The sequence below is a fragment of the Phenylobacterium sp. genome, assembly GCF_035309685.1.
Classification (GTDB): domain Bacteria; phylum Pseudomonadota; class Alphaproteobacteria; order Caulobacterales; family Caulobacteraceae; genus Phenylobacterium.
The window spans coordinates 36,878-57,025 of the sequence record NZ_DATGEX010000004.1 but is presented as its reverse complement, the minus strand read 5'-3'; the positions used below and the strand labels follow the sequence as shown (position 1 = coordinate 57,025).

Below are 20,148 nucleotides of genomic sequence, written 5' to 3'. Positions count from 1 at the left end.
CGCAGGCGCGCGCATGCCCGGTCCCTCGCTCTGAGCAAGGGCCAAGCTAGGCCGCTTATTCCTACTTAACGAGTGGGTTTATGCTGCGGGGGTCCGCAGAAATTCTGCAGGAGCCATCCGGTTCTTCTCCCGAACTCTTGGGTCAGGAAGGAGACGAGGATTACTCGGCCGCCATCAGCACCCGGCCGGCGGTGAACGAGGTCTTTTCCGCCAAGGCGGCCTTGGCCTCCTCGTATTCCGCCGACAGGCGCGCCACCAAGTCGGCGGCGGCGGGAATCTCCTTCACCGACCCGATGCCCTGGCCGCAGCCCCAGATGTCGCGCCAGGCCTTGGCCTTCTGGTTGCCGCCGGAGCCGAAGTTCATCGCCGAGGCGTCGGAGACCGGCAAGTTCGCCGGGTCCAGGCCCGCCGCGACGATCGACGGCGTGAGGTAGTTGCCGTGCACGCCGGTGAACAGGTTGGTGTAGGTGATGTCCTCGCCGGTGCTCTCGACGATCATCTGCTGGTAGGCTGGGTTGGCGTTGGCCTCCTTCGTGGCGATGAAGGCCGAGCCCACATAGGCCAGGTCCGCGCCCATCGCCTGGGCGCCCAGGATCGAGCGCCCGTGGGCGATGGCGCCGCTGAGCGCGATCGGCCCGTCGAACCATTCGCGCAGCCCCTGGATCAGGGCGAAGGGCGACAGATGGCCGGCGTGGCCGCCCGCGCCGGCGGCGACCGGGATCAGGCCGTCGGCCCCCTTCTCGATGGCCTTGCGCGCGAAGCGGTCGTTGATCACGTCGTGCAGCACCACGCCGCCGTAGCTGTGCACCGCGTCGTTCACCGGCGTCTGGGCGCCCAGCGAGGTGATGACGATCGGCGCCTTCCACTTGGTGGACAGCTCCACGTCCTGCTCCAGCCGGTCGTTGGACTTGTGCACGATGTGGTTGACCGCGAAGGGCGCGGACGGCGTCTCCGGATGGTCGCGGTCCCAGGCGGCCAGTTCCTCGGTGATCCGGCAAAGCCACTCGTCCAGCAGCGAGACCGGCCGCGCGTTCAGCGCCGGGAACGCGCCGACGATGCCCGCCTTGCACTGGGCGATCACCAGGTCCGGGTTGGAGATAATGAACAGCGGACTGCCGATCACCGGCAAACGGAGACGGTCACGCAGGACGGGAGGCAGGGCCATATGCTCTCTCAAACGGCTGTTATATTTACAACGTATATCAATCGTAGCAGAGGTTTTCGCCTACGCCAACGGGGGCTCGGCTAAAGCCTTGCCCAGGGTCTCTAACAGCACCGCGCGCAGGGTCTCGGCTGCGAAGACGTGGATGTTGTGGCCCGCGCCAGGGGCCACGTGCAGGGTGACACCGGGCCGGGCCGCGAGCCACTCGCGCTCGGGCGCGTCGACGAAACTCGGGAACTGCGCCAGCGCCCGCTGCGGATAGAGCGGCGTATCGCCGACGATGACATCCACCGGCGGCGCGCCGTCGAAAAGTCCGAACCAGGCGCGCTCCACATGGCCGTGCCGCTTAACTCCGAACACCGCCTCGATCACCGGGCGCTGGGCGGGATCGTCGCGCCACCGGGCCGCCAGCCGCTCGGCCATGGGCCAGAGCTTGCTCATCACCAGGGGCGGCTCCAGGGCCAGCACCCGCCGCACCTGGGCGCTGCGGACGCCCAGCGCGACCAGCGCGCCCACCGACAGGCCGACCAGCACCACCGGGCGCCCCGCGAAAGCCGTCTCGACAAGCTCGCTCACCGCCCGCGCCCAGGCCGCGATGGAGGTCTCGGCGAGCGCCGGCGTCCCGTTGCCCGGCAGGCGCATCACCGCCGCATCCCAGGAAGGCCCCACGACGGCCGGCGTCTTCATCATGTCATCGGCCTCGGCCCAGGCCCCGGTGATCACCAGCACAAGCGGCTTGGCCGACGTCAGCGCGCCCGGCGGGCTCCAGAGGGGAATGGGGCCGAGGCGCGTCCGGATCACTGTGCTCTGCATCGCGCCCAGGCTCCATGCGCCGGCGCCGCGGCGCAAGCCTCTCGCCGCGCGAACTTGACGCGGGCAGGCTTGCGGGACCATTTCCCGCCATGGCCGACGCCCCTGCCCTAACGCCGAGTCTCACGCGCGATTTCGCGCCCGCCACCGAGGCCGACTGGCGCGCCCTGGTCGACAAGACCCTGGGCGAGGCGCCGTTCAGCTCCCTGGAAAAGGCCACCGTCGAGGGCCTGACCATCGAACCGCTCTACGCGCCCGCGGCGCAATCGCAGGCGCCGGCCCGCGCGGTCCCCGCCGACCGCGCCTGGGAGGTGGCGGCGCTCACCGCCCATCCCGACGCCGCGCGCGCCAACGCCGAGATCCTCGCCGACCTGCGCGGCGGGGCGGCGTCGGCGGTGATCCGCATCGATCCCACCGCCAAGGCGGGCGTGGCCGTGGGCTCGGCCGGCGACCTCGCCCGCGTGCTGGAGGGCGTGATCCTGGAATTCGCGCCGGTGGCGCTGGACGCCGGCTTCCTGGGCCCCGCCGCCGCTGACTGGCTTGGCGCCGCCGCCAAGGCCTCGCCCACCGCCCTCGTCCGTTTCCACCTCGACCCCTTGAGCGCCTACGCCGAGGCCGGCGCCAGCCCCGGCCCGATCGAGGCGCACCTGATCTCCGCGGCCAATGTCGCCGCACGGCTGGCCGAAACCTATCCGCAGGCGCAGCTCTTCCTGGCGTCGGGCCGCGTGGTCCACGAGGCCGGCGGCGGGGAAGCCGGCGAGATCGCCTTCGCGGCCGCCAGCGCCATCGCCTACGCCAAGGCCCTGGTCCGCGCCGGCCTGCCGATGGCTGACGCCTTCGGGCGCATCACGCTCGGCCTCTCCGCCGACGCCGACTACTTCACGACCATCGCCAAGCTGCGCGCCGCCCGCGCCGTCTGGGCCCGCATCGCGGCCGCCTGCGAAGCCGATCCGACCGCCCGCATAGAGGCCCGCTCGTCCCGGCGCATGCTGACCGCCAAGGACGCCTGGACCAACATGATCCGGCTGACCGCCGCCGGCTTCGGCGCCGCGGTCGGGGGCGCCGACACCGTGATCCTGGGGAATTTCACCGACGCGCTCGGCCTGCCGACCGAGTTCGCGCGCCGCCAGAGCCGCAACGCCCAGCTGGTGCTGATGGAAGAGGCCCACATCGGCCGCGTCACCGACCCCGCCGCCGGCTCCGGCTATGTCGAGGCTCTAACCGACCAGATGGCCCGCGCCGCCTGGGCGCAGGTCCAGGCCATCGAGGTGTCGGGCGGCCTCATCCCGGCCCTATCCTCCGGCCACATCGCCAAAGGCCTCGCAGCCGCCCTCGCCGCCCGGCCCGCCGACCCGAAGATCGTCGGCGTCACCGCCTTCCCGCCGGCCAAGGCGACGCCCGTCGAGGTCGAGATCGCCGCCGCCAAGGCGGTCAACGCGCCATCCACGCGCCTGCCCGGCCCTGACAGCGCCTGCCCGCCGCTCAAGTCCATGCGGATTTCGGAGGCGTTCGAATGAGCCAGTTCCCCGACTTCGCCACCCTGCCTTTCGGGCCGCCCGCCAACACGGCCCTGCCGACCGGCGAGCCCTGGCAGACGCCCGAGGGCATCGCCGTCCGCGCCGCCTACGGCCCCGCCGACACCGCCGGCCTCGATACGTTGGGCGGTTACCCCGGCCTCGCGCCCTTCCTGCGCGGGCCCTACCCGACCATGTACCTGACCAACCCGTGGACCATCCGCCAGTACGCGGGCTTCTCCACGGCCGAGGACTCCAACGCCTTCTATCGCCGCAACCTGGCGGCCGGTCAGATGGGCCTCTCCATCGCCTTCGACCTGGCCACCCACCGCGGCTACGACAGCGACCATCCCCGCGTGAAGGGCGATGTCGGGATGGCGGGCGTGGCGATCGATTCCATCCTCGACATGCAGACGCTGTTCGACGGCATCCCGCTCGACAAGATGAGCGTCTCGATGACCATGAACGGCGCGGTCCTGCCGATCCTGGCGCTCTACATCGTCGCCGGCGAGGAGCAGGGCGTGGCGCACAAGGCGCTCTCCGGCACCATCCAGAACGACATCCTCAAGGAGTTCCTGACCCGCAACACCTACATCTACCCGCCGACGCCCTCGATGCGGATCGTCTCGGACATCTTCGGCTACACGTCGAAGGAGATGCCGCGCTTCAACTCGATCTCGATCAGCGGCTATCACATGCAGGAAGCCGGGGCGACGCTCGACCTGGAGCTCGCCTACACCCTGGCCGACGGGGTCGAATACGCCCGCGCCGGCGTCGCGGCGGGGATGACCATCGACCAGTTCGCGCCGCGCCTGTCGTTCTTCTGGAACGCCGGCATGAACACCTTCATGGAGATCGCCAAGCAGCGGGCGGCGCGCCTGCTGTGGGCCAAGCTGATGAAGCAGGAGTTCGACCCCAAGGACCTGCGGAGCCTCTCGCTGCGCGCCCACACCCAGACCTCCGGCTGGAGCCTGGCGGCGCACGACGTGTTCAACAACGTCGCCCGCACCACCGTGGAAGCCATGGCCGCCACGGGCGGCCAGACCCAGAGCCTGCACACGAACTCTCTGGACGAAGCCCTTGCTTTGCCGACGGATTTCTCCGCGCGCATCGCGCGGAACACCCAGCTTTTCCTACAGGCGGAAAGTGGACAGACCCGGGTGATCGATCCCTGGGGCGGCAGCTTCTACGTCGAGCGGCTGACCGCCGACCTGGCCGAGCGCGCCCTGCAGCACATCGCCGAGGTCGAGGCGCTGGGCGGCATGGCCAAGGCGATCGAGAACGGCCTCCCCAAGCGGCGCATCGAGGAGGCTTCGGCGCGGACCCAGGCGCGCATCGACGCCGGGATCCAGAGCGTGGTCGGCGTCAACCGCTACCGGCCCGACCGCGCCGACGAGATCCCGATGCTGAAGGTCGACAACACCGCGGTGCGCGAGCAGCAGCTCGCCAAGCTCGCGCGCCTGAAAGCCGAGCGCGACCCGGCGGCGGTGGAAAGCGCGCTTACCGCGCTCACCAACGGCGCGGCCGGCGGCGGCAACCTCTTGGAGCTTTCCGTCGACGCCGCCCGCGCCCGCGCCACGCTCGGCGAAATCTCCGACGCGCTGGAGAAGGTGTTCAACCGCCACAAGGCCCACGCCGATGCGGTGAAGGACGTCTACCTGCGCGAGAGCGGCGTCACCGACCGGGCGCGGCAGGCTCAGGCGATGGCCCAGGCCTTCGCCCAGGCCGACGGCCGGAAACCCCGCATCCTGGTCGCCAAGATGGGCCAGGACGGCCACGACCGCGGCCAGAAGGTGATCGCCTCGGGCTTCGCCGACCTCGGCTTCGACGTCGAGATCGGCGACCTCTTCCAGACCCCGGCCGAGACCGCCGCCCAGGCCGTCGCCGACGGGGTGCATGCGGTGGGCGCGTCGAGCCTCGCCGCCGGCCACCTGACCCTGGTGCCGGAGCTGAAGGCGGAACTCAAGAAGCTCGGCCGCGCCGACATCATGGTCGTGGTCGGCGGCGTCATCCCGCCAGAGGATTTCGCGGCGCTGCGCGACATGGGCGTGGCGGCGATCTTCACGCCCGGCACGACGGTGCCCGACGCGGCGATCAGCGTCATCGAGCGGCTGAACAAGCTGCTCGGCTACGCCCAGGAGCAGGCGGCGGAATAGGCTAGCGTTTCACCGCGATGCCCATCACCTCGAACTTGGCGCCGCCCAGCAGGTGGTCGACGCCCAGGTAGGCGCGCGCCGGCATCGGGCCCTTGAAGTAGGTCCGGTAGACCTCGTTGAACGCCGCATAGTCGGCGAGGTCCGACGAGAAGATCTGCACCCAGACGAGATCGTCCATGGTCAGGCCGCCCGACTCCACCTCCCGCTTGACGTTGTCGAGCACGCGCTTGGCCGCCGCCGCGCCCGTGTCCCCGGCCACCGGGCCGCGGTCGGTCGTGCCGGCGAGATAGAGGGTTTTGCCGGCCAGCACGGCGCCGCTGTAGGGCGGGGTCGGCCCACCGGCGCCTCCGGGTGTGGCTGGGAAGTGCTGGTTGGTCTCGGCGGCGTGGGCCGCCAGCGGCAGGAGCGCCAGAACGGCGGCGAACGACAAGCTTCGAATCATCGGATCCCCCACGGTTGATATGGTGGTCGTACCAGCCCCCTCAAAAGGGCTCCAGCCAGCGCGGTCTGCGGGTAAGGACCGCCAACCTCGACGCAAGCCGCTGCGCGGGCTCGACCGCGCGCCGCCGCTGTGCCCTTCTCCCGCAAGACAGGCGGGGACAGCAATGACGGCTTTGGACACTGAGCTCGAACGCTCCACCCTACGCACCGTCGCCTGGCGGCTGCTGCCGCTGATCATGCTGGGCTATCTCGCTTCCTACATGGACCGGGTGAACATCAGCTTCGCCGCGCCGACCATGAACGCGCAGCTGGGGTTCACGGCCTCGGTCTACGGCTTCGGCGGCGGCCTGTTCTTCATCAGCTACGCGATCCTGGAAATCCCCTCGAACCTGGCGCTGGCGCGCGTCGGCGCGCGGCGCTGGCTGGCGCGGATCATGATCACCTGGGGGCTGGTGGCCATGAGCATGGCGCTGGTCCGCACCGACTGGCAGTTCTACCTGGTCCGCTTCCTGCTGGGCGCCGCCGAGGCGGGCTTCTTTCCGGGGGTGATCTACTACCTCAGCCTCTGGTTCCCGAGGGCCTACCAGGGCCGGGCGATCTCGCGGTTCTACATCGCGGCGCCCCTGGCCTCGGTGGTGATGGGCGCGGTGGCCGGCAGCCTCTTGGGGCTGAACGGCCGGCTTGGGCTGCACGGCTGGCAGTGGCTGCTGATCGCCGAAGGGGCGCCGGCGGTGATCCTGGCCTTCGTCTTCCTGAAATTCCTGCCTGATCGGCCCGCAAACGCCGCCTGGCTCAGGCCTGAGCAGCGCGCCTGGCTGGAGACCCGCATCGCCGCCGACAACGCCGCGGTCGGCGCGCCCGACCACAGCCAGTTCCGCGCCCTGTTGCGCCCCGCGGTGATCGCCCTGGTGGCGGTGAACTTCCTCTACCTGGGCCCTTACTACGCCTTCACCCTCTCGGCCCCCACCATCCTCAAGGAGGCGACCGGGCTCGACGCCGCCCATGTGGGCTACCTGGTGGCGGCCGGCGGAATCACCGGGGCGATCGGCATGGCCTTCATCGGCTGGAGCTCGGACCGGATGCGGGAGCGCTATCTGCACCTGGCGATCCCGCTGGGGCTGGTCGCGGTCTGCTTCGCGATCCTCGCCGCCGGCCCTGCGCCGGCCGTGGTGATGGCCGTCTTCCTGGCCATGATGGCCTGTTATTTCGCGGTCGGCGGCTCGATGTGGCTGACGCCCTCCGAGGTCGTGCACCCCCGCGCCATGGCGGTGACGGTGGCGGCGATCAACAGCCTGGGACAGGTGGGCTCGTTCCTGTTCCCCTGGCTCTGGGGCGTGGCCAAGGACAGGACCGGCGGTTTCCACCTGGGGCTCACCCTGCTGCCCGTGGCCTTCCTCAGCGCCGCGGTCATCGTCATGGGTCTGCGCCGCGCGCGGCGGCGGGCCTAGGCTAACCTACCTCCCCCGCGCAGCGGCGGGAGGGGGACCGCTCGCCGACCCCGGCGAAGGGCGGGGGAAGAGCGAGGGGTGGAGGGGGCGAGCCCCATCCGCGGCGTTCCTGCCGCCAATCTGTCCGCCGCGCTTGAGGTTCGCCCCCTCCACCATCCGCTCTTCGGCGGATGGTCCCCCTCCCGCCGCTGCGCGGGGGAGGTAAAAAAACGCCGGGGCGCGAACCCCGGCGTTTTCCAGTCTTGAGAGGCCTGACGCCTAGCGGTTGGTCGGGCTGGCGTTGAAGGCGGCGGCCTGTTCGGCGGCTTCCGACTTCGGCTTGGCCGGCGGCGCGTCGGCGGCCGAGCGGCGGCCGCCCATCATGCCCTGGGCCGCGGCCAGTTCGCTCGCGTCGAGATAGCCGTCGTGGTTCTTGTCGAGCATGTCGAAGTACTTGGCGAGCTGGGCGCCCATCCGGCCTTTCAGCTCCGCCTTCTCCAGCTTGCCGTCCAGGTTCGAGTCCAGCATGCCGAGGATGCGGGTCTTGCCCATGTCCTCTTCATAGTTGACCCGGTGCGACGCGGTTTCGTCGGCCCAGCGGTAGCTCAGCGAGGTGAAGAACATCTCCTGGAACGATTGCTCGCCCCACGAGACGTTGATCTTCGGGTCCGGGTTCGACGGGTTGCGCGCCGAGTTGTCATAGACGTAGTGCGCCACCAGCCTCGAACCGGCCGGCACCTTGATCGGCTCGGCGAAGGTGTAGCTGCGCTGCCAGTTGAAGTCGTAGCGCGGCAGGCTCAGCAGCTGCTTCATCTTGCCGTCCGGATACTGGATCCAGAGGTCCGACGAGTAGGCGCGGTAGTGGGCGTGCGGGAAGGCCGAGTAGAGCAGCGCGTCCTTCGGGAACTGCACATAGGCGGTTTCCTTGTGCCGCGCCTCGCCCGCCGGGATTTCGATGTTGGTGTTGATCACCGTCACCCCGTGCATGATCAGCTCCGGCGGCTTGTCGTAGAAGTAGAGCGCGACCTGGCTCTTATCGACCACTTCCTTGCCGTAGGGCGTGTAGTGCATCTGGAAGCCGTAGGCGCCGCCCGGGGGCAGATAGACGCCGGCGTTCTTGGGCTCCACGGAGCTCTCCGCGCCCACCGCATAGCCCGCGCCCAGCGACGCGGCCCACTTGGTCTCGGACGCGTGGCCATCCTTGGGCATCTCTTCCATCCAGCCGCTCAGCAGGTGGTGCACGCCCTGGCGGGCGCCGGGCTTCACGGTGGAGGCGCGGACCCACTTGCCTTCGGTCAGCGTGCCCGGCACGGCCGGACGCTGGTAGTCGACCACGCCGGAGGCGGGGATCTTGAAGGCCGGCACGTCGATGATCAGGTCCGGCTTGCCGAGCGGCCATTCGGCGGCCACGTGCTTCACCGCGCCCAGCGGATCGGCGCCGTCGCCGCGCGGCGCGCCCTGTTCCACCCAGCTGACCAGCGTCTTGATCTCCTGTGGAGTCAGGCGCTTGTCGTCGGAGAAGTGTCCGACGCGCGGGTCGGCGTGATAGGGCGGCATCCGATCGGTGCGGATCACCTCGCGGATCATCGGCGAGAAGCCCTTGACGATGGCGTAGCTGTTGAAGGCCATCGGGCCGATCCCGCCTTCCTCGTGGCAGGCGACGCACTTGGCCTCGAGGATCGGGGCGACGTCCTTGGCGTAGGAGACCTTCATGGCGCCGCCGAAGGCGATCTGGGCGCCGCTGCTGGCGGGACCCATGGCCGGCGCGGTCTTGCCGGCCAGCAGGGCGTCGAGCGCGCCCGGCACGCCGGAGACGGCGCCGCGATAGGTCACGGTCCAGGTCTTCGGATTGATCACCAAGGCCTCGGCCGAGCGGGTGACGCCCAGGCTTTCGCCGATGATCTGCTTGTCGTCCATCAGGACGGGAATCTTGTAGCCGACCTTGGTCACCTCGGCCTGGATGGCCTCCATGGAGTCCTTGGCCGACGAGTTCAGCATCATGAATTCGACGCGCTTCTGGCCATAGTCGGCGGCGATCTTGTTGAGCTGCGGGGCCAGCTTCTGGACCACCGCGTCGCCGTTCTGCTGGGTCACCAGCACGACGGCCGGGGCGTCGGCCACGCGATAGAGCTCGTGGGCCTCCATGTTGGAATCCACCAGCATGAAGTTGTCGACCTTGGTCATCGCCGGCGCGGTCGCCGCGACGCCGGAGCCGTGGGCCATGGCGCTTTGCGTCGTGGCGTCGCTCGTGCAGCCGACCACCAGGGCGGCGCCGGCCAGCAGGCCCAGAACTCCGAATTTCGCACTGGTCATCGTCAGTCGCTCCCCTGATCCCGTTCCGGGAATCACAAATGGCCCGCATGGGCGGGCGCGCCTCACGGCGTATATCGCCCACCTTCGTTACACGAATATTGCCGCGCTTGCATGCGGCGACGTGTCATCCGGTAGTCGCCGCCGCCTGTGAGATCGGATGCGGGGCGCCCTGAGAAAAGTCGGAGATTTCTTCGCCGATCACCTTGAAGCCGGTCATCAGGTTGGGGCCGAAGCTGGTGATGATCGCCGCGTCGGTGGCGTCACGGCCCCGGGCCATCAGCACCCGGCCGATCCGCGGCCGGTCGTGGCGCGCGTCGAAGATGTGCCAGCGGCCGCCCAGATAGGCCTCGAACCAGGCGCTGAAATCCATCTCGCCATCCACCGGCACGCCGATGTCGGGCAGGTAGCCGGTGCAATAGCGCGCCGGGATGTTCATGCAGCGGCAAAGGGTGATCGCCAGGTGCGCGTAGTCGCGGCAGACGCCCACCCGCTCCTCGTGCGCCTCGAAGGCCGTCTTGGTCGCCCGCGCGTGCTCGTAGCCGAAGGTGATCCGCTGGTGGGCGTAGGTGACGATCGCCTGAGCCCGCGCCCAGCCCGGGGACACGTCGCCGAACAGCTTCCAGGCCAGTTCGCTCAGGTGCTCGGTCTCGCAGTAGCGGCTGGCCAGCAGGAAGACGATCACGTCGTCGGGCAGGTCTTCCACCGGATGCTGCCAGGCCTCCGGGTGGACCTGGTCGGGCTCGCCGCTGTCGCGCACCACGAAATCCGCCGACAGCACCGTGCGCCCCGCCGGCAGCACCAGGCGCGAGCAGAGGTTGGCGAACCCGTCGTGGTACTGGCCGATGGCCAGCGGCGGATCGGTCCGAACAGTGTCGAGGGTTTCAAGATCCCCGTGCCGCGAGGAATGGACGTTGAGCAACGCCAGCATCGGCGTCGGCTGCGGACATTCGTAGGTGATTTCGAAGCCGCATCGAATACGCATGGGTGTCCTGGCTCTGGCTGACTACCCCTGCGCAACTCTCCGCAACGGAGCCGGTTGCGCACCTGCGCAGGCTTCCACAGAAACCTCCACCTCCACGTCCATGCCCAGATAGTCGCCGGGCAATCCTGCCCAGGTTCCGTGCAGGGGCACCGCCTGACGCGGATCGCGTGCGATCGCTACGCGCACCAGGTCGGAATTGCCGACGATCCCGTTGGTCGGATCGAACTCCACCCAGCCGCTGGACGGCAGGAAGACGCGCGCCCAGGCGTGGGTGTGCCCGCCGCCCCTCTTTCCGTCCTTCGGTCGCCCGCCCTTTTGCGAGGACGAGTAGACGTAGCCGGACGCGAACCGCGCCGCGAGGCCCAGGCTGCGCGCCGCCTCCATCATCAGGACGGCGAAGTCGCGGCAGCTGCCAGTCCCCAGGCCCAAGGTCTCAAGCGGCGCCTGGGGCGCGCCGGTGAGCCGCGTTCCGTAGGCGAACTCGCCGTGGATCGCGTGGGTCATGTCAGTCAGGAGCGTGCGAAGGCTGGTCGGACCCACCCGGCGCACGAACCGCCGCGCCCAGGCCTCAAGTTCGCCGGCCGGATCGGCGTGCTGCCGCTCGATCGACGGCGCGAGATCGGCCAGATCCTCCGGGCTGTAGGCGACCGGCAGCCCCGACGTCCAGCCGTCGTCGTCCCGATCGAAGGCCGGCTGCGGCGTGTGGTCCAGGGTCATCCGGCTCTCGACCGCCAGCCGGTCCGCGCGGCCGGCGAACCGGGCGATCGACACACAGTTGCCGAACACGTCGTGCACGTTGCGCAGCACCGAGGGTTCGGGCGTGATCGACAATTCGGCCGAGATCAGCCGCTGATCGTAGCTCTCCAGCGGCCGCAGCATCATGCGATGCTCGCCGAGCGCCACCGGGTTGCGGTAGCGGTAAGCCGTCAGGTGGCGGATGGAGACCAAGGCCATTGCTCAACCGTGGGGTCGATTCCGTTAACAGTTCCAGACCGCTGCTTGCGCCAGATGAGCGCAGCGTGGCCATTGCGCTGAAATCGGGCGCCGCGTCGCCTTTCCTGCTTCTGGGCGACCATGCCGGCCGGGAAATCCCACAATCGCTCGCGGACTTGGGACTTCCGAAAGCCGAACTCGACCGGCACATCGCCTGGGATATCGGGATCGCAGGCTACGGCGCCCTCCTGAGCGAGGTCTTGAACGCGCCGTTCATCCGCCAGCGGTATTCGCGCCTGGTCATCGACTGCAACCGCGACCCGGCCCGCGGCGACGCCATCCCCGAGATCAGCGACGGGGCGGCGATCCCGGGCAACCGGAGCCTCTCGTCCGCCGACCGCGCGGCCCGCGTCGCCGAGGTCGCAGCGCCCTACCACGCCGCCATCGCCGCCGAACTCGACCGGCGGGCCGCGCGCGGCCTGCCGACCACGCTCATCGCCCTGCACTCCTTCACGCCGCGCATGGCCGGCTTCGACCGCCCCTGGCGCTTTGGCGTCCTGCACGCCGACAACAGCCCCTACTCCAAGGCGGTCCTGGCCCGCCTGCGCGCCGAGTTCGGCGAGGCCGTGGTCGGCGACAACGAGCCCTACAGGATGGACGAGGTCGACTTCACCATCCCGCACCACGCCGGCGGCCGGGGCCTCGACTATCTGGAGCTGGAAGTCCGCCAGGACCTGGTCGCCGACCCTGCCGGCCAAGCGGAGATGGCCGAGATCGTCGCCCGCCTGCTCCCCGCCGCGCTTGCGGACGTCTAGCAAAGCAAGACTTGGAACCACGGACGGACACAGACGCACACGGACGCGCCTTGCCCTTGGCGAGCGCAGCTCGCCTTCTGATCCTAAGCAGAGCCTATCGGAAGATGGCCTTCGGCCTTTCAAGCGGCAGGACAGGTCCGTGTGCGTCTGTGTCCGTCCGTGGTTGAATCCTCTTCCCGCGCGCTTCCGTGTTTTCCGTGACTATCTTTCTTCCGCTTCGCGCGCAGGATGCGGGAAAGACAGTAGGAGGAAGACCCATGAGCGAGACCGCAACCGCGCCCGCCGCCAAGACCGCACCGCCCTCGGCCCGCTTCGGGTTCGTGAAGTTCGTGGTGCAGGACCTGGCGGCCATGCGCAGCTTCTACGAGCGCGCCTTCGGCCTCACGGTCGCCCAGACCATCGACCTGCCGGACATCACCGAGCTGGTCATGCGCCGCCCCGGCGAAGAGACCGGCTTCAGCCTGATCCTCTACTGGAACAAGGCCCCCCTTGGTCAAGATCGGCGCGAGACGGCGGTCGGCACGGCGCACGGGCCGCTCGGCCTGTTCGTGCGCGATGTGGACGCGGCCTATGCCCACGCGGTCAGCCAGGGCGCCACGGCCCACCGCGAGCCCTGGGACACCGGCGCCATGCGCGTCGCCTTCGTGCTCGATCCGGAAGGGCGCGAGCTGGAGCTGATCTCGATGATCCGCGGCTGACCTCTGGCGGACCGGCGGTCGAGGAACAGCCCCTCGCCGCCATGTGTTGAAGGGCCAACCCAGAAAGGCCCCGCACATGTACGCCCTCCCCGACCTGCCCTACGACTACGACGCCCTTGAGCCGACCATGTCGGCCGAGACCTTGCAGTTCCACCACGACAAGCACCACAGAGCCTACGTCGAGAAGACCAACGAGCTGGCCGAAAAGGCCGGGCTCGCCGGCAAGCCGCTGGAGGAGGTGGTCCGCGAAGCGTCGCGCAAGGGCGACAAGACGCTGTTCGACAATGCCGCCCAGGCCTGGAACCACGCCTTCTTCTGGCAATGCATGGCGCCCGGCGGCAAGGCCTGCACCGGCCAGCTGAAGGCGGCGATCGAAAAGGCCTTCGGCTCGGTCGACTCGTTCAAGGACGCCTTCACCGAGGCGGGCGTGGGCCACTTCGGCTCCGGCTGGGTGTGGCTGGTCACGGGGTCGGAGGGGCTGAAGGTGATCTCCACCCACGACGCGGAGGACACGCTCGTCAAGGACGGCCTCTTCCCGCTGCTGGTCTGCGACCTGTGGGAGCACGCCTACTATCTGGACTACCAGAACGACCGGAAGGGGTTCCTCGAGGCCTGGCTCGACGGCGCCGCCAGCTACTTGTTCGGCGAGCAACAGATGTTCGCCGCCGACGGTAAGGGCGACGGGTTCAAGTACCCGGCGCCGGGCGGCGCGGGCGACAAGGCGTCGAAGGACGCGCCCGGCGAGCAGCCGCGGGCCTAGGCGGGTCCGCGATAGTCGATGAGGGTCTGGGCGCCCTGCCCTGCGATCCGCGCGTCCACGTCGAAGACCGCGCGGATCAGGGCGGCGTCCAGCACCTGGCCGGTCGGGCCGAAAGCGGCGACGCGGCCTTCCCGAAGGGCCAGCAGGTGGGTCGAATACCGCGCGGCCAGCGTCAGATCGTGCAAGGCGGCGATCACCAGTTTTCCCGCGCCCGCCAGGCCCTGCAGCCGGGCGACGGTGTCCAGCGCATGCCAGGGATCGAGGCCGGAGATCGGCTCATCGGCGATCAGCACCTGCGGGCTCCCGATCAGGGCGCGGGCCAGCATGGCGCGGGCGAGTTCACCCCCGGAAAGGGTGGTCGCCGGCTGATAGCGCTGAGCGGTGAGGTCGCAGGCCTCGATCGCGTCGGTCAGCCTGGGCTCCCAGCCGCCCGGCAGGCCGCCGAACGCCGGCAGATGCGGCGTGAGCCCCAGCGCCACCAGCCGCTCGGTGGCGATCGGCCACTCGGCGCGGGGGTTCTGCGGCAGGTAGGCGCGCCGCCTGGCCAGCTCGCGGCGGTCGAGGCGGGCGAGCGGCGTTCCGTCCAGGCGCGCCTCGCCGGCCTCCGGCGCCAGCAGGCCCGCCAGCACTGACAAGAGCGTCGACTTCCCCGCCCCGTTCGGTCCGACCAGCGCGACGAACGCCCCGCCCTCGATCTCGAACGACACGCCGTCGACGATGGCGCGTCCGCCGCGCCGCACCGTCAGGCCGTTGGCGGTGAGGAGGGTCATGGGGCGACCTTCCGCAGGCGCACGACCAGCCAGAAGAAGAACGGCGCGCCGATGAGCGCGGTGATCACGCCGAGCCTGAGCTCGGTGTTGGTATGGATGACCCGCGTGCCGATGTCGGCGACCAGCAGCAGCACCGCGCCCAGCAGGGTCGAGGGGAGCAGTGTGCGGCTCGGCTGATAGCCGACGAACGGGCGCACCAGATGCGGCGCGGCCAGGCCGATGAAGCTCACCGACCCCACCACCGAGGTCGCCGCGCCGACCGCAAGGCCCACGCCCACGAGCGCGATCACCCGCAGCCGGTCGATGCGGAACCCCAGGCTCTCGGCCTGCGCCTCGCCCAGCGTCAGCGCGTCGATGGACCGGCCCAGCGTCGCCAGCGCCGCCATGCCGATCAGGATGAAGGGTCCGGCCAGCAGGATATGGTCCCAGCTCTTCTCGGCCAGCGACCCCAGCATCCAGACGCTCATCTCGTAGGCCGCGTAGGGGCTGGGCGCGAAGTTCAGCGCCATGGCCAGGAAGGCGCTCATCAGGCTGGAGACCGCCGCGCCGGCCAGGATCAGGGTCAGCGTGCTCCCCCGCCCGAAGGCGAAGGTCAGCGCGCCCGCGCCCATGGCGCCGGCGAGGCCCAGCAGCGGCGTCGCCAGCGGGAAGACATGCGCCAGGCCGAAGTAGATCGAGATCACCGCGCCCAGCGCCGCGCCGTTGGAGACGCCCAGCAGGCCGGGGTCGGCCAGCGGATTGCGCAGCAGGCCCTGCATCGCCGCGCCCGCCAGCCCCAGCGCGCCGCCCACCAGGATCGCCAGCACCGCGCGCGGCAGGCGAAGCTCGGTCACCACCAGGCCGGCGAGGTTCGGGTGCGGCGAGGCCAGGCCGGCGATCAGGTCCGCGGGGCTGAGGTTCACCCGGCCTAGGAACAGCGACGCCACCGCCGCGACGACGAGCAGCAGCCCCGCCACGGTCGGCAGGACGTAGCCCGGCAAGGCCCTGGCGGGCTTCATCGGATCGCCCGTTTCGGCGGCAGGGCGGCGAGCGCGCGGCGCAGCGCCACGGCGCTGTCGGCCGACTGCGGCAGGCCGCAGGTGTGGGCGATGTCGCTGTAGGCGATGCGCCGGCCGGCGTAGAGCTCGCGCACCACGCGGTGCTGGCCTTCGTCGTTGAGCAAGGACGGCTGGCCGAGCGTCGCGCCGCCGAACAGCAGCGCGTCCGGATCGGCCGTCAACAGCTCCTCCACGCCGAAGCTCGACTCCGACGCGCCGGGCCGCGCCGCGATGTTCTCCGCGCCGGCGGCGGTGATGATCGCGTCGGTCAGGCTGCCCTTGCCGGGCACCGCCGAGCCGCCGCTCCAGGCGACCACGCGCAGGCGCTTTTTCGGCGGATCGGCGGCAAGGCCGGCGAGCGTCGCGTCCATCCGCGCGATCAGCGCCTCGGCCCGTGGGCGTTCGCCGATCTCGTCGCCGACCTGGCGAAGAACATCGCGGATGTCCTGGAAATTGTTGGCGTCCTTCACGTCCACGACCCGCGCGCCAACCTGCCGCGCGAGCGTGCGCACGAGCGGCGTGGACAGGCCCGAGTCGAGGATCAGGTCGGGCCGGACATTGACCACGTCCTCCGCCGAATTGTGGTTCAGCGGGATGCCGTCGGCGGCGCCGGGGAACAGCGCGCGCGCCGCCTCGGGCGCCAGGAAGGTCACCGAAGCGATGCGCGACTTGGGCGCGAGCTCCAGCAGCAGCAGGTCGGTGCAGACATTGGTCGACATCATCCGCTGCGGGACCGCGCGCCCCGCCGCCGACGCCACGGGCCCGCCGACCGCGAACGCGGCGACGACCAGGACGAGGCTGCGGAGCGCGCTTGCCATGGCTTCCCTAGAACCTCACCCGCACGCCGGCGTAGGCCGCCCGGCCGGCGCCCTCGAAGCTGAACACCTCCTGATAGCCCTGGTCGAACAGGTTCTCGACCCGCCCGTAGAGCTCGGTGGTCCGGGTCAGCTTCCAGCTCGCGTCCAGGTTCACCAGGGTGAAGGCCTTCAGGTTGACCAGCACCGGGGTGAACGACGGATCGGTGAAGGCCTCGTCGAACTGCTTGCCGTTGTAGCGGACGGTGAGCGTGCCGCTGAACGGCGTCCCCGGCGGCGTCCAGGTCAGGTTGGCGCTGGCGATGTCCTTTGCGCGCCGCACGGCCTGGCCGTCGAAGGTCGCAAACCGGCCGCCCTCGATCACCGACAGCGTCTGCGGCGCGTCCAGGTAGGTGTAGGCGAGATCGACCCGCCAGCCGCCCTCGAACGCCGCGTCGGCGAACAGCTCGACGCCCTTCTGGGAGTCGGTCCCGGCCAGGTTCACCGGCATGGCCACGCCGGTGGCGAAGCTGGTGGTGATCTGGTCGGTGGCGCGGCTGTCGAAATAGGTGACGCCGGCGTGCGCGCGGCCGTCGGCGAAGGTCTGGTCGAGGCCGATTTCCCAGCCCTCGGACTTCTCGGGTTTGAGGTTCGGGTTGCCGATGAAGCGGCCGACGAAGACATCGAACAGCTCCGAGAAGCTCGGATCCTTGATCCCCGACCCCGCCGCGGCGTGGACCCGCGTCCCCTCGTCCCAGCGCCAGCCGGCCTGCACGCGATAGGTGGTGTCGTCGGCAAACCGGTTGTTCCAGTCGTGCCGCACCGAGGCGCTGAACGAGCCCCTGTTGTCGTAGGTGGCGTCGTAGGCGCCCACCAGGCCGGTGTTGTCGAGCCGCTCCCTGCCAAGGAAGCCTCCGAACGACGAGACCGTCGTCTGGCTGGTGTTCTGTTCGGCGTCGAAGGCCAGCGTCACCCGCTGCTTCAGATGTTCGTCGCCGAAGCGATAGGCGCCCTCGTAGGACTCGATGAAGCGCATCCCATGGTCGCCGCTCTGCTTGCTGATCGGCTGGCCGGCGAAGGGGGCAAAGGCGTTGGCGACGTCGAAGCCCGAGCGCCGGGTGTCCGCCAGCTGCGCCGAGACCGCGTTGGTGAGGTGATCGTCCAGGGACGAAAGCTCAGCCTTCACAAGGCCGTAGACCGCGTCGTTCACGTAGTGGACGCCCGGCGAGTCCAGGGTCAGGCCGAAGGTCGGCTGGCTGGAATCCTCGCCCATGTCGTCGGTGTCCGCGCGGGTGTGGGAAAAGCGGCCCACGGCGGTGATGTGCAGGTTGGCCTGCGGCGACCAGATCAGTTTGGCCGCCAGGCCCGCGCTGTCGGAACCCAGGTCGCGATGGCCGCCCGGCGCCACCGGATAGCCGTCGGTGTGCAGGCCGCTGCCGCTGACCGCATAGTCCAGGTCGCCGTTGACGCCGGCGAAGCGCACACCGCCGCCGTAGGTCCCCATGGAGCCGCCCTCGGCGCGGACGCGAACGCCCGGCGCCTCCGCGCCCGTCAGCGTCGAATAGCTGATCACGCCGCCGATGGCGTCGGAGCCGTAGAGCGCCGACTGCTGGCCGCGCAACACCTCGATCCGGCTGGCTTCGTCGGCGATGATCGTGCCGAAGTCGAACTCGTCGAAGAACGGATCGGACGCCTTGATCCCGTCCACCAGCACGAGCGTCTGATTGCCCTCGGACCCGCGCAGCCGCACCTGGGTGAAGGCGCCGACGCCGCCCGTGCGGCTGACCGCCACGCCGGGCACGTCGCGCAGCACGTCGGAGACCACCCGCACCTGGCGATCGGTCATGGCCTGGTCGTCGATCACCGTGACGGAGGCGGGCACCAGGTCGGCGGGCGTGGCGTCGCCGGCGCGGTTGGCGGTGACCACCAGGGGGTCGACCGTGGACGACGCCGCGGCCGCCTGCGCCAGCGCGCTGAGCGGACAGGCCGCGAGGATCGCCAGCAAGCTGGCGCTGTAGAAGTATCGGGGCATGAAGCCCTCCGTTTGCCTGCGTCTGAACGACAGGCGGAGAGCCTCCTTCGGGGCGGAACCCACGTTTGGGCGAACCCCTTGGGCCGACGGCCCGGCGGCGCTGACGCGTTGAGGCGCCTCACCGGTCCGGTCGAAACGGCTCTCCACCGCTTCTGCTCGTCGCTCAGACGGAGTTCCGCGCCTCGGATTCCACTGATCCGAAAGCTCGAGCGACACGCACCGACCGGTTTCCTGGCTCGCGGGTCATAGCGTCATACGCGGACCTTCCCGGGCTTTCGCCCAGTGGCTGGCGAGGGGTTTTCACCTCCCGCCGTCGCGTATGCGCTCACCGCTCACAGTTGCAGGGACAGCCGCGGATCGAGGGGTTTCACGCCCCCTACCGCGTTCCCGATTAAGCCCCGAAGGGCATCGGCGCGCAGGGTACTCACCCACGGTTACGCTGTGGGCGGCGCTTGTTTGATCTCGTTTGAAGCCGTTGTCCACACGCTCCTCTCCCAAGCGCGGAAGCGCTGTGGGAGAGGCTGGGAGAGGGCGGCGCAGGCCGTGCCCCTTGGCGCCAGGATTGGATCAAGGCCCCGCAACGCGCCATCCGGATCCAACGCCGGCGCGATCCCACCGACAGAGCCGCCCTCTCCCAACCTCTCCCGCGACGCTGCCGCGTCCGGGAGAGGAGCAACCGGCGCTAAGGCTGCCACGGCTTGGGTTTGTGGATGTCCATGCGCCGCCCCTTAGAACTTGCCGCCGAGCATGCGGGCCACCTCGGGCGAGGGCTCGTGGTGCGGCGGCGAGCCGTGCGGAAGCAGACCCGCGTCGTAGCAGGCCTCGTAGGTCCCCGAAGCCGTTTCCAGCCGTTCCTGCATGGCCTTCGGATCGGGCGCGATAAGCTTGTCGATCTTCAGCATGAACTGCCGCGCCGTGGCCGCCTCGCGCCAGTTGCGACCTCGTTCCTGTTCGAGCTTCTCCACCAGCTGGGCGCGCATGTCCGGCGACAGCAGCACGCGGTTCTGAAGCAGGTTGAGCTGGGCGTTCTGGGCGTTCTCATCGGTGTTGTGGGCCTCGATGGCCTCCGCCTGGCCCATGACATCGGCGTACAGCTGCTCGCGGGCCGGCGGCAGATGCGAGGCCGTGCCGTCGGCCACCACCGAGCGCCAGACCTGGTCTCGCCAGCCCCGGCTCACAGTGGCCAACGCCACATCCCGGCCCAGGACCTTCATGGGCGGCAGCGGCGTCCATTCGCCTTGGCCGGCCAGCAGCGCCGCCTTCAACTGATCGATGCGCTGCTCACGGCACGGATAGGTGCGGTTGCGCTCATAGGCGGCGAAATAGAGCGCCTGCAGTTCCGGCCGCTCTGCCGCCTCCGCGCGCCGGACCTTCTCCTGCCAATGCAGGTTCTCGACCACCGCCTCGGCGCCGAGCGCGGTCAGCACGCCGACGACGATGATCACGTACTCCTTCAGGAATTCGCGGACGCCGTGCCAGGGCTTGGGTTTGTGGAGGTCCATGC

17 protein-coding genes and 1 riboswitch are annotated in these 20,148 nt (G+C 69.9%); of the genes, 6 read left to right on the top strand and 11 right to left on the bottom strand.

Annotated elements, in window-relative coordinates:
• Window positions 1-160 precede the first annotated feature (160 nt).
• Entirely contained in the window at window positions 161-1,165 is a 1,005-nt protein-coding gene (locus VKQ35_RS01035; RefSeq protein ID WP_324358111.1) for a nitronate monooxygenase family protein, read from the bottom strand.
• A 60-nt stretch (window positions 1,166-1,225) separates the two neighbouring features.
• Complete coding sequence (locus VKQ35_RS01030; protein WP_324358109.1) at window positions 1,226-1,975, bottom strand: alpha/beta hydrolase; 750 nt, start codon at window positions 1,973-1,975, stop codon at window positions 1,226-1,228.
• 89 nt (window positions 1,976-2,064) lie between these two features.
• Here VKQ35_RS01030 and VKQ35_RS01025 point away from each other — a divergent pair, with 89 nt between their 5' ends.
• Entirely contained in the window at window positions 2,065-3,489 is a 1,425-nt protein-coding gene (locus VKQ35_RS01025; protein ID WP_324358107.1) for a methylmalonyl-CoA mutase family protein, read from the top strand.
• The gene (gene scpA, locus VKQ35_RS01020; RefSeq protein ID WP_324358106.1) at window positions 3,486-5,642 is read left to right on the top strand and encodes a methylmalonyl-CoA mutase; all 2,157 of its coding nucleotides are present in this window, start codon (window positions 3,486-3,488) and stop codon (window positions 5,640-5,642) included. Before VKQ35_RS01025 ends, scpA begins: the two co-directional genes overlap by 4 nt.
• Window position 5,643: 1 nt before the next feature.
• Here the strand turns inward: scpA and VKQ35_RS01015 are convergent, their stop codons facing one another.
• A complete protein-coding gene (locus tag VKQ35_RS01015) occupies window positions 5,644-6,084 on the bottom strand; it encodes a RidA family protein (protein ID WP_324358104.1) in 441 nt (146 codons plus the stop codon).
• 163 nt (window positions 6,085-6,247) lie between these two features.
• Between VKQ35_RS01015 and VKQ35_RS01010 the strand changes: the two genes are divergently transcribed.
• Complete coding sequence (locus VKQ35_RS01010) at window positions 6,248-7,531, top strand: MFS transporter (protein ID WP_324358102.1); 1,284 nt, start codon at window positions 6,248-6,250, stop codon at window positions 7,529-7,531.
• 258 nt (window positions 7,532-7,789) lie between these two features.
• On the opposite strand, the gene VKQ35_RS01005 is transcribed toward VKQ35_RS01010, so the two are convergent.
• The 3 genes from VKQ35_RS01005 to VKQ35_RS00995 all read right to left on the bottom strand — a co-directional run bounded on the left by VKQ35_RS01005 (window position 7,790) and on the right by VKQ35_RS00995 (window position 11,759).
• Complete coding sequence (locus VKQ35_RS01005; protein ID WP_324358100.1) at window positions 7,790-9,823, bottom strand: redoxin domain-containing protein; 2,034 nt, start codon at window positions 9,821-9,823, stop codon at window positions 7,790-7,792.
• 124 nt (window positions 9,824-9,947) lie between these two features.
• Window positions 9,948-10,805, bottom strand: a complete 858-nt coding sequence (locus VKQ35_RS01000; RefSeq protein WP_324358098.1) for a transglutaminase family protein — start codon at window positions 10,803-10,805, stop codon at window positions 9,948-9,950.
• Between the two features lie 21 nt (window positions 10,806-10,826).
• A complete protein-coding gene (locus tag VKQ35_RS00995) occupies window positions 10,827-11,759 on the bottom strand; it encodes a transglutaminase family protein (protein ID WP_324358097.1) in 933 nt (310 codons plus the stop codon).
• Between the two features lie 65 nt (window positions 11,760-11,824).
• On the opposite strand from VKQ35_RS00995, the gene VKQ35_RS00990 reads away from it, so the two are divergent.
• The 3 genes from VKQ35_RS00990 to VKQ35_RS00980 all read left to right on the top strand — a co-directional run bounded on the left by VKQ35_RS00990 (window position 11,825) and on the right by VKQ35_RS00980 (window position 14,011).
• Entirely contained in the window at window positions 11,825-12,553 is a 729-nt protein-coding gene (locus tag VKQ35_RS00990) for an N-formylglutamate amidohydrolase (protein ID WP_324358096.1), read from the top strand.
• A 257-nt stretch (window positions 12,554-12,810) separates the two neighbouring features.
• Complete coding sequence (locus VKQ35_RS00985) at window positions 12,811-13,251, top strand: VOC family protein (RefSeq protein WP_324358095.1); 441 nt, start codon at window positions 12,811-12,813, stop codon at window positions 13,249-13,251.
• A gap of 76 nt (window positions 13,252-13,327) precedes the next feature.
• On the top strand, window positions 13,328-14,011 hold the full coding sequence (locus VKQ35_RS00980) for a superoxide dismutase (protein ID WP_324358093.1): 684 nt from the start codon (window positions 13,328-13,330) through the stop codon (window positions 14,009-14,011).
• Here the strand turns inward: VKQ35_RS00980 and VKQ35_RS00975 are convergent.
• The 5 genes from VKQ35_RS00975 to VKQ35_RS00955 form a co-directional block, all read right to left on the bottom strand.
• On the bottom strand, window positions 14,008-14,781 hold the full coding sequence (locus VKQ35_RS00975; protein ID WP_324358091.1) for an ABC transporter ATP-binding protein: 774 nt from the start codon (window positions 14,779-14,781) through the stop codon (window positions 14,008-14,010). The genes VKQ35_RS00980 and VKQ35_RS00975 overlap by 4 nt on opposite strands.
• Window positions 14,778-15,779, bottom strand: a complete 1,002-nt coding sequence (locus tag VKQ35_RS00970; RefSeq protein ID WP_324358089.1) for an iron ABC transporter permease — start codon at window positions 15,777-15,779, stop codon at window positions 14,778-14,780. The genes VKQ35_RS00975 and VKQ35_RS00970 overlap by 4 nt, the downstream gene beginning before the upstream one ends.
• Window positions 15,776-16,636 carry an ABC transporter substrate-binding protein gene (locus VKQ35_RS00965; RefSeq protein ID WP_324358086.1) on the bottom strand — a complete coding sequence of 287 codons (861 nt, stop codon included), beginning with the start codon at window positions 16,634-16,636 and terminating at the stop codon, window positions 15,776-15,778. Before VKQ35_RS00965 ends, VKQ35_RS00970 begins: the two co-directional genes overlap by 4 nt.
• Window positions 16,637-16,643: 7 nt before the next feature.
• The gene (locus tag VKQ35_RS00960; protein WP_324358084.1) at window positions 16,644-18,644 is read right to left on the bottom strand and encodes a TonB-dependent receptor plug domain-containing protein; all 2,001 of its coding nucleotides are present in this window, start codon (window positions 18,642-18,644) and stop codon (window positions 16,644-16,646) included.
• 204 nt (window positions 18,645-18,848) lie between these two features.
• Window positions 18,849-19,072: riboswitch (cobalamin riboswitch) on the bottom strand.
• A 300-nt stretch (window positions 19,073-19,372) separates the two neighbouring features.
• Complete coding sequence (locus tag VKQ35_RS00955) at window positions 19,373-20,146, bottom strand: hypothetical protein (protein ID WP_324358082.1); 774 nt, start codon at window positions 20,144-20,146, stop codon at window positions 19,373-19,375.
• Window positions 20,147-20,148: the final 2 nt, after the last annotated feature.

Excerpts from the sequence above, each read along its gene's own strand:
- VKQ35_RS00980 (WP_324358093.1), top strand. The coding sequence starts at position 13,328 with ATGTACGCCCTCCCCGACCTGCCCTACGACTACGACGCCCTTGAGCCG.
- VKQ35_RS01030 (WP_324358109.1), bottom strand. The coding sequence starts at position 1,975 with ATGCAGAGCACAGTGATCCGGACGCGCCTCGGCCCCATTCCCCTCTGG.
- VKQ35_RS00975 (WP_324358091.1), bottom strand. The coding sequence starts at position 14,781 with ATGACCCTCCTCACCGCCAACGGCCTGACGGTGCGGCGCGGCGGACGC.
- VKQ35_RS00960 (WP_324358084.1), bottom strand. The coding sequence starts at position 18,644 with ATGCCCCGATACTTCTACAGCGCCAGCTTGCTGGCGATCCTCGCGGCC.
- VKQ35_RS01035 (WP_324358111.1), bottom strand. The coding sequence starts at position 1,165 with ATGGCCCTGCCTCCCGTCCTGCGTGACCGTCTCCGTTTGCCGGTGATC.
- VKQ35_RS00970 (WP_324358089.1), bottom strand. The coding sequence starts at position 15,779 with ATGAAGCCCGCCAGGGCCTTGCCGGGCTACGTCCTGCCGACCGTGGCG.
- VKQ35_RS00965 (WP_324358086.1), bottom strand. The coding sequence starts at position 16,636 with ATGGCAAGCGCGCTCCGCAGCCTCGTCCTGGTCGTCGCCGCGTTCGCG.
- scpA (WP_324358106.1), top strand. The coding sequence starts at position 3,486 with ATGAGCCAGTTCCCCGACTTCGCCACCCTGCCTTTCGGGCCGCCCGCC.
- VKQ35_RS01010 (WP_324358102.1), top strand. The coding sequence starts at position 6,248 with ATGACGGCTTTGGACACTGAGCTCGAACGCTCCACCCTACGCACCGTC.
- VKQ35_RS00955 (WP_324358082.1), bottom strand. The coding sequence starts at position 20,146 with ATGGACCTCCACAAACCCAAGCCCTGGCACGGCGTCCGCGAATTCCTG.
- VKQ35_RS00985 (WP_324358095.1), top strand. The coding sequence starts at position 12,811 with ATGAGCGAGACCGCAACCGCGCCCGCCGCCAAGACCGCACCGCCCTCG.
- VKQ35_RS00995 (WP_324358097.1), bottom strand. The coding sequence starts at position 11,759 with ATGGCCTTGGTCTCCATCCGCCACCTGACGGCTTACCGCTACCGCAAC.
- VKQ35_RS01025 (WP_324358107.1), top strand. The coding sequence starts at position 2,065 with ATGGCCGACGCCCCTGCCCTAACGCCGAGTCTCACGCGCGATTTCGCG.
- VKQ35_RS01015 (WP_324358104.1), bottom strand. The coding sequence starts at position 6,084 with ATGATTCGAAGCTTGTCGTTCGCCGCCGTTCTGGCGCTCCTGCCGCTG.
- VKQ35_RS01005 (WP_324358100.1), bottom strand. The coding sequence starts at position 9,823 with ATGACCAGTGCGAAATTCGGAGTTCTGGGCCTGCTGGCCGGCGCCGCC.
- VKQ35_RS01000 (WP_324358098.1), bottom strand. The coding sequence starts at position 10,805 with ATGCGTATTCGATGCGGCTTCGAAATCACCTACGAATGTCCGCAGCCG.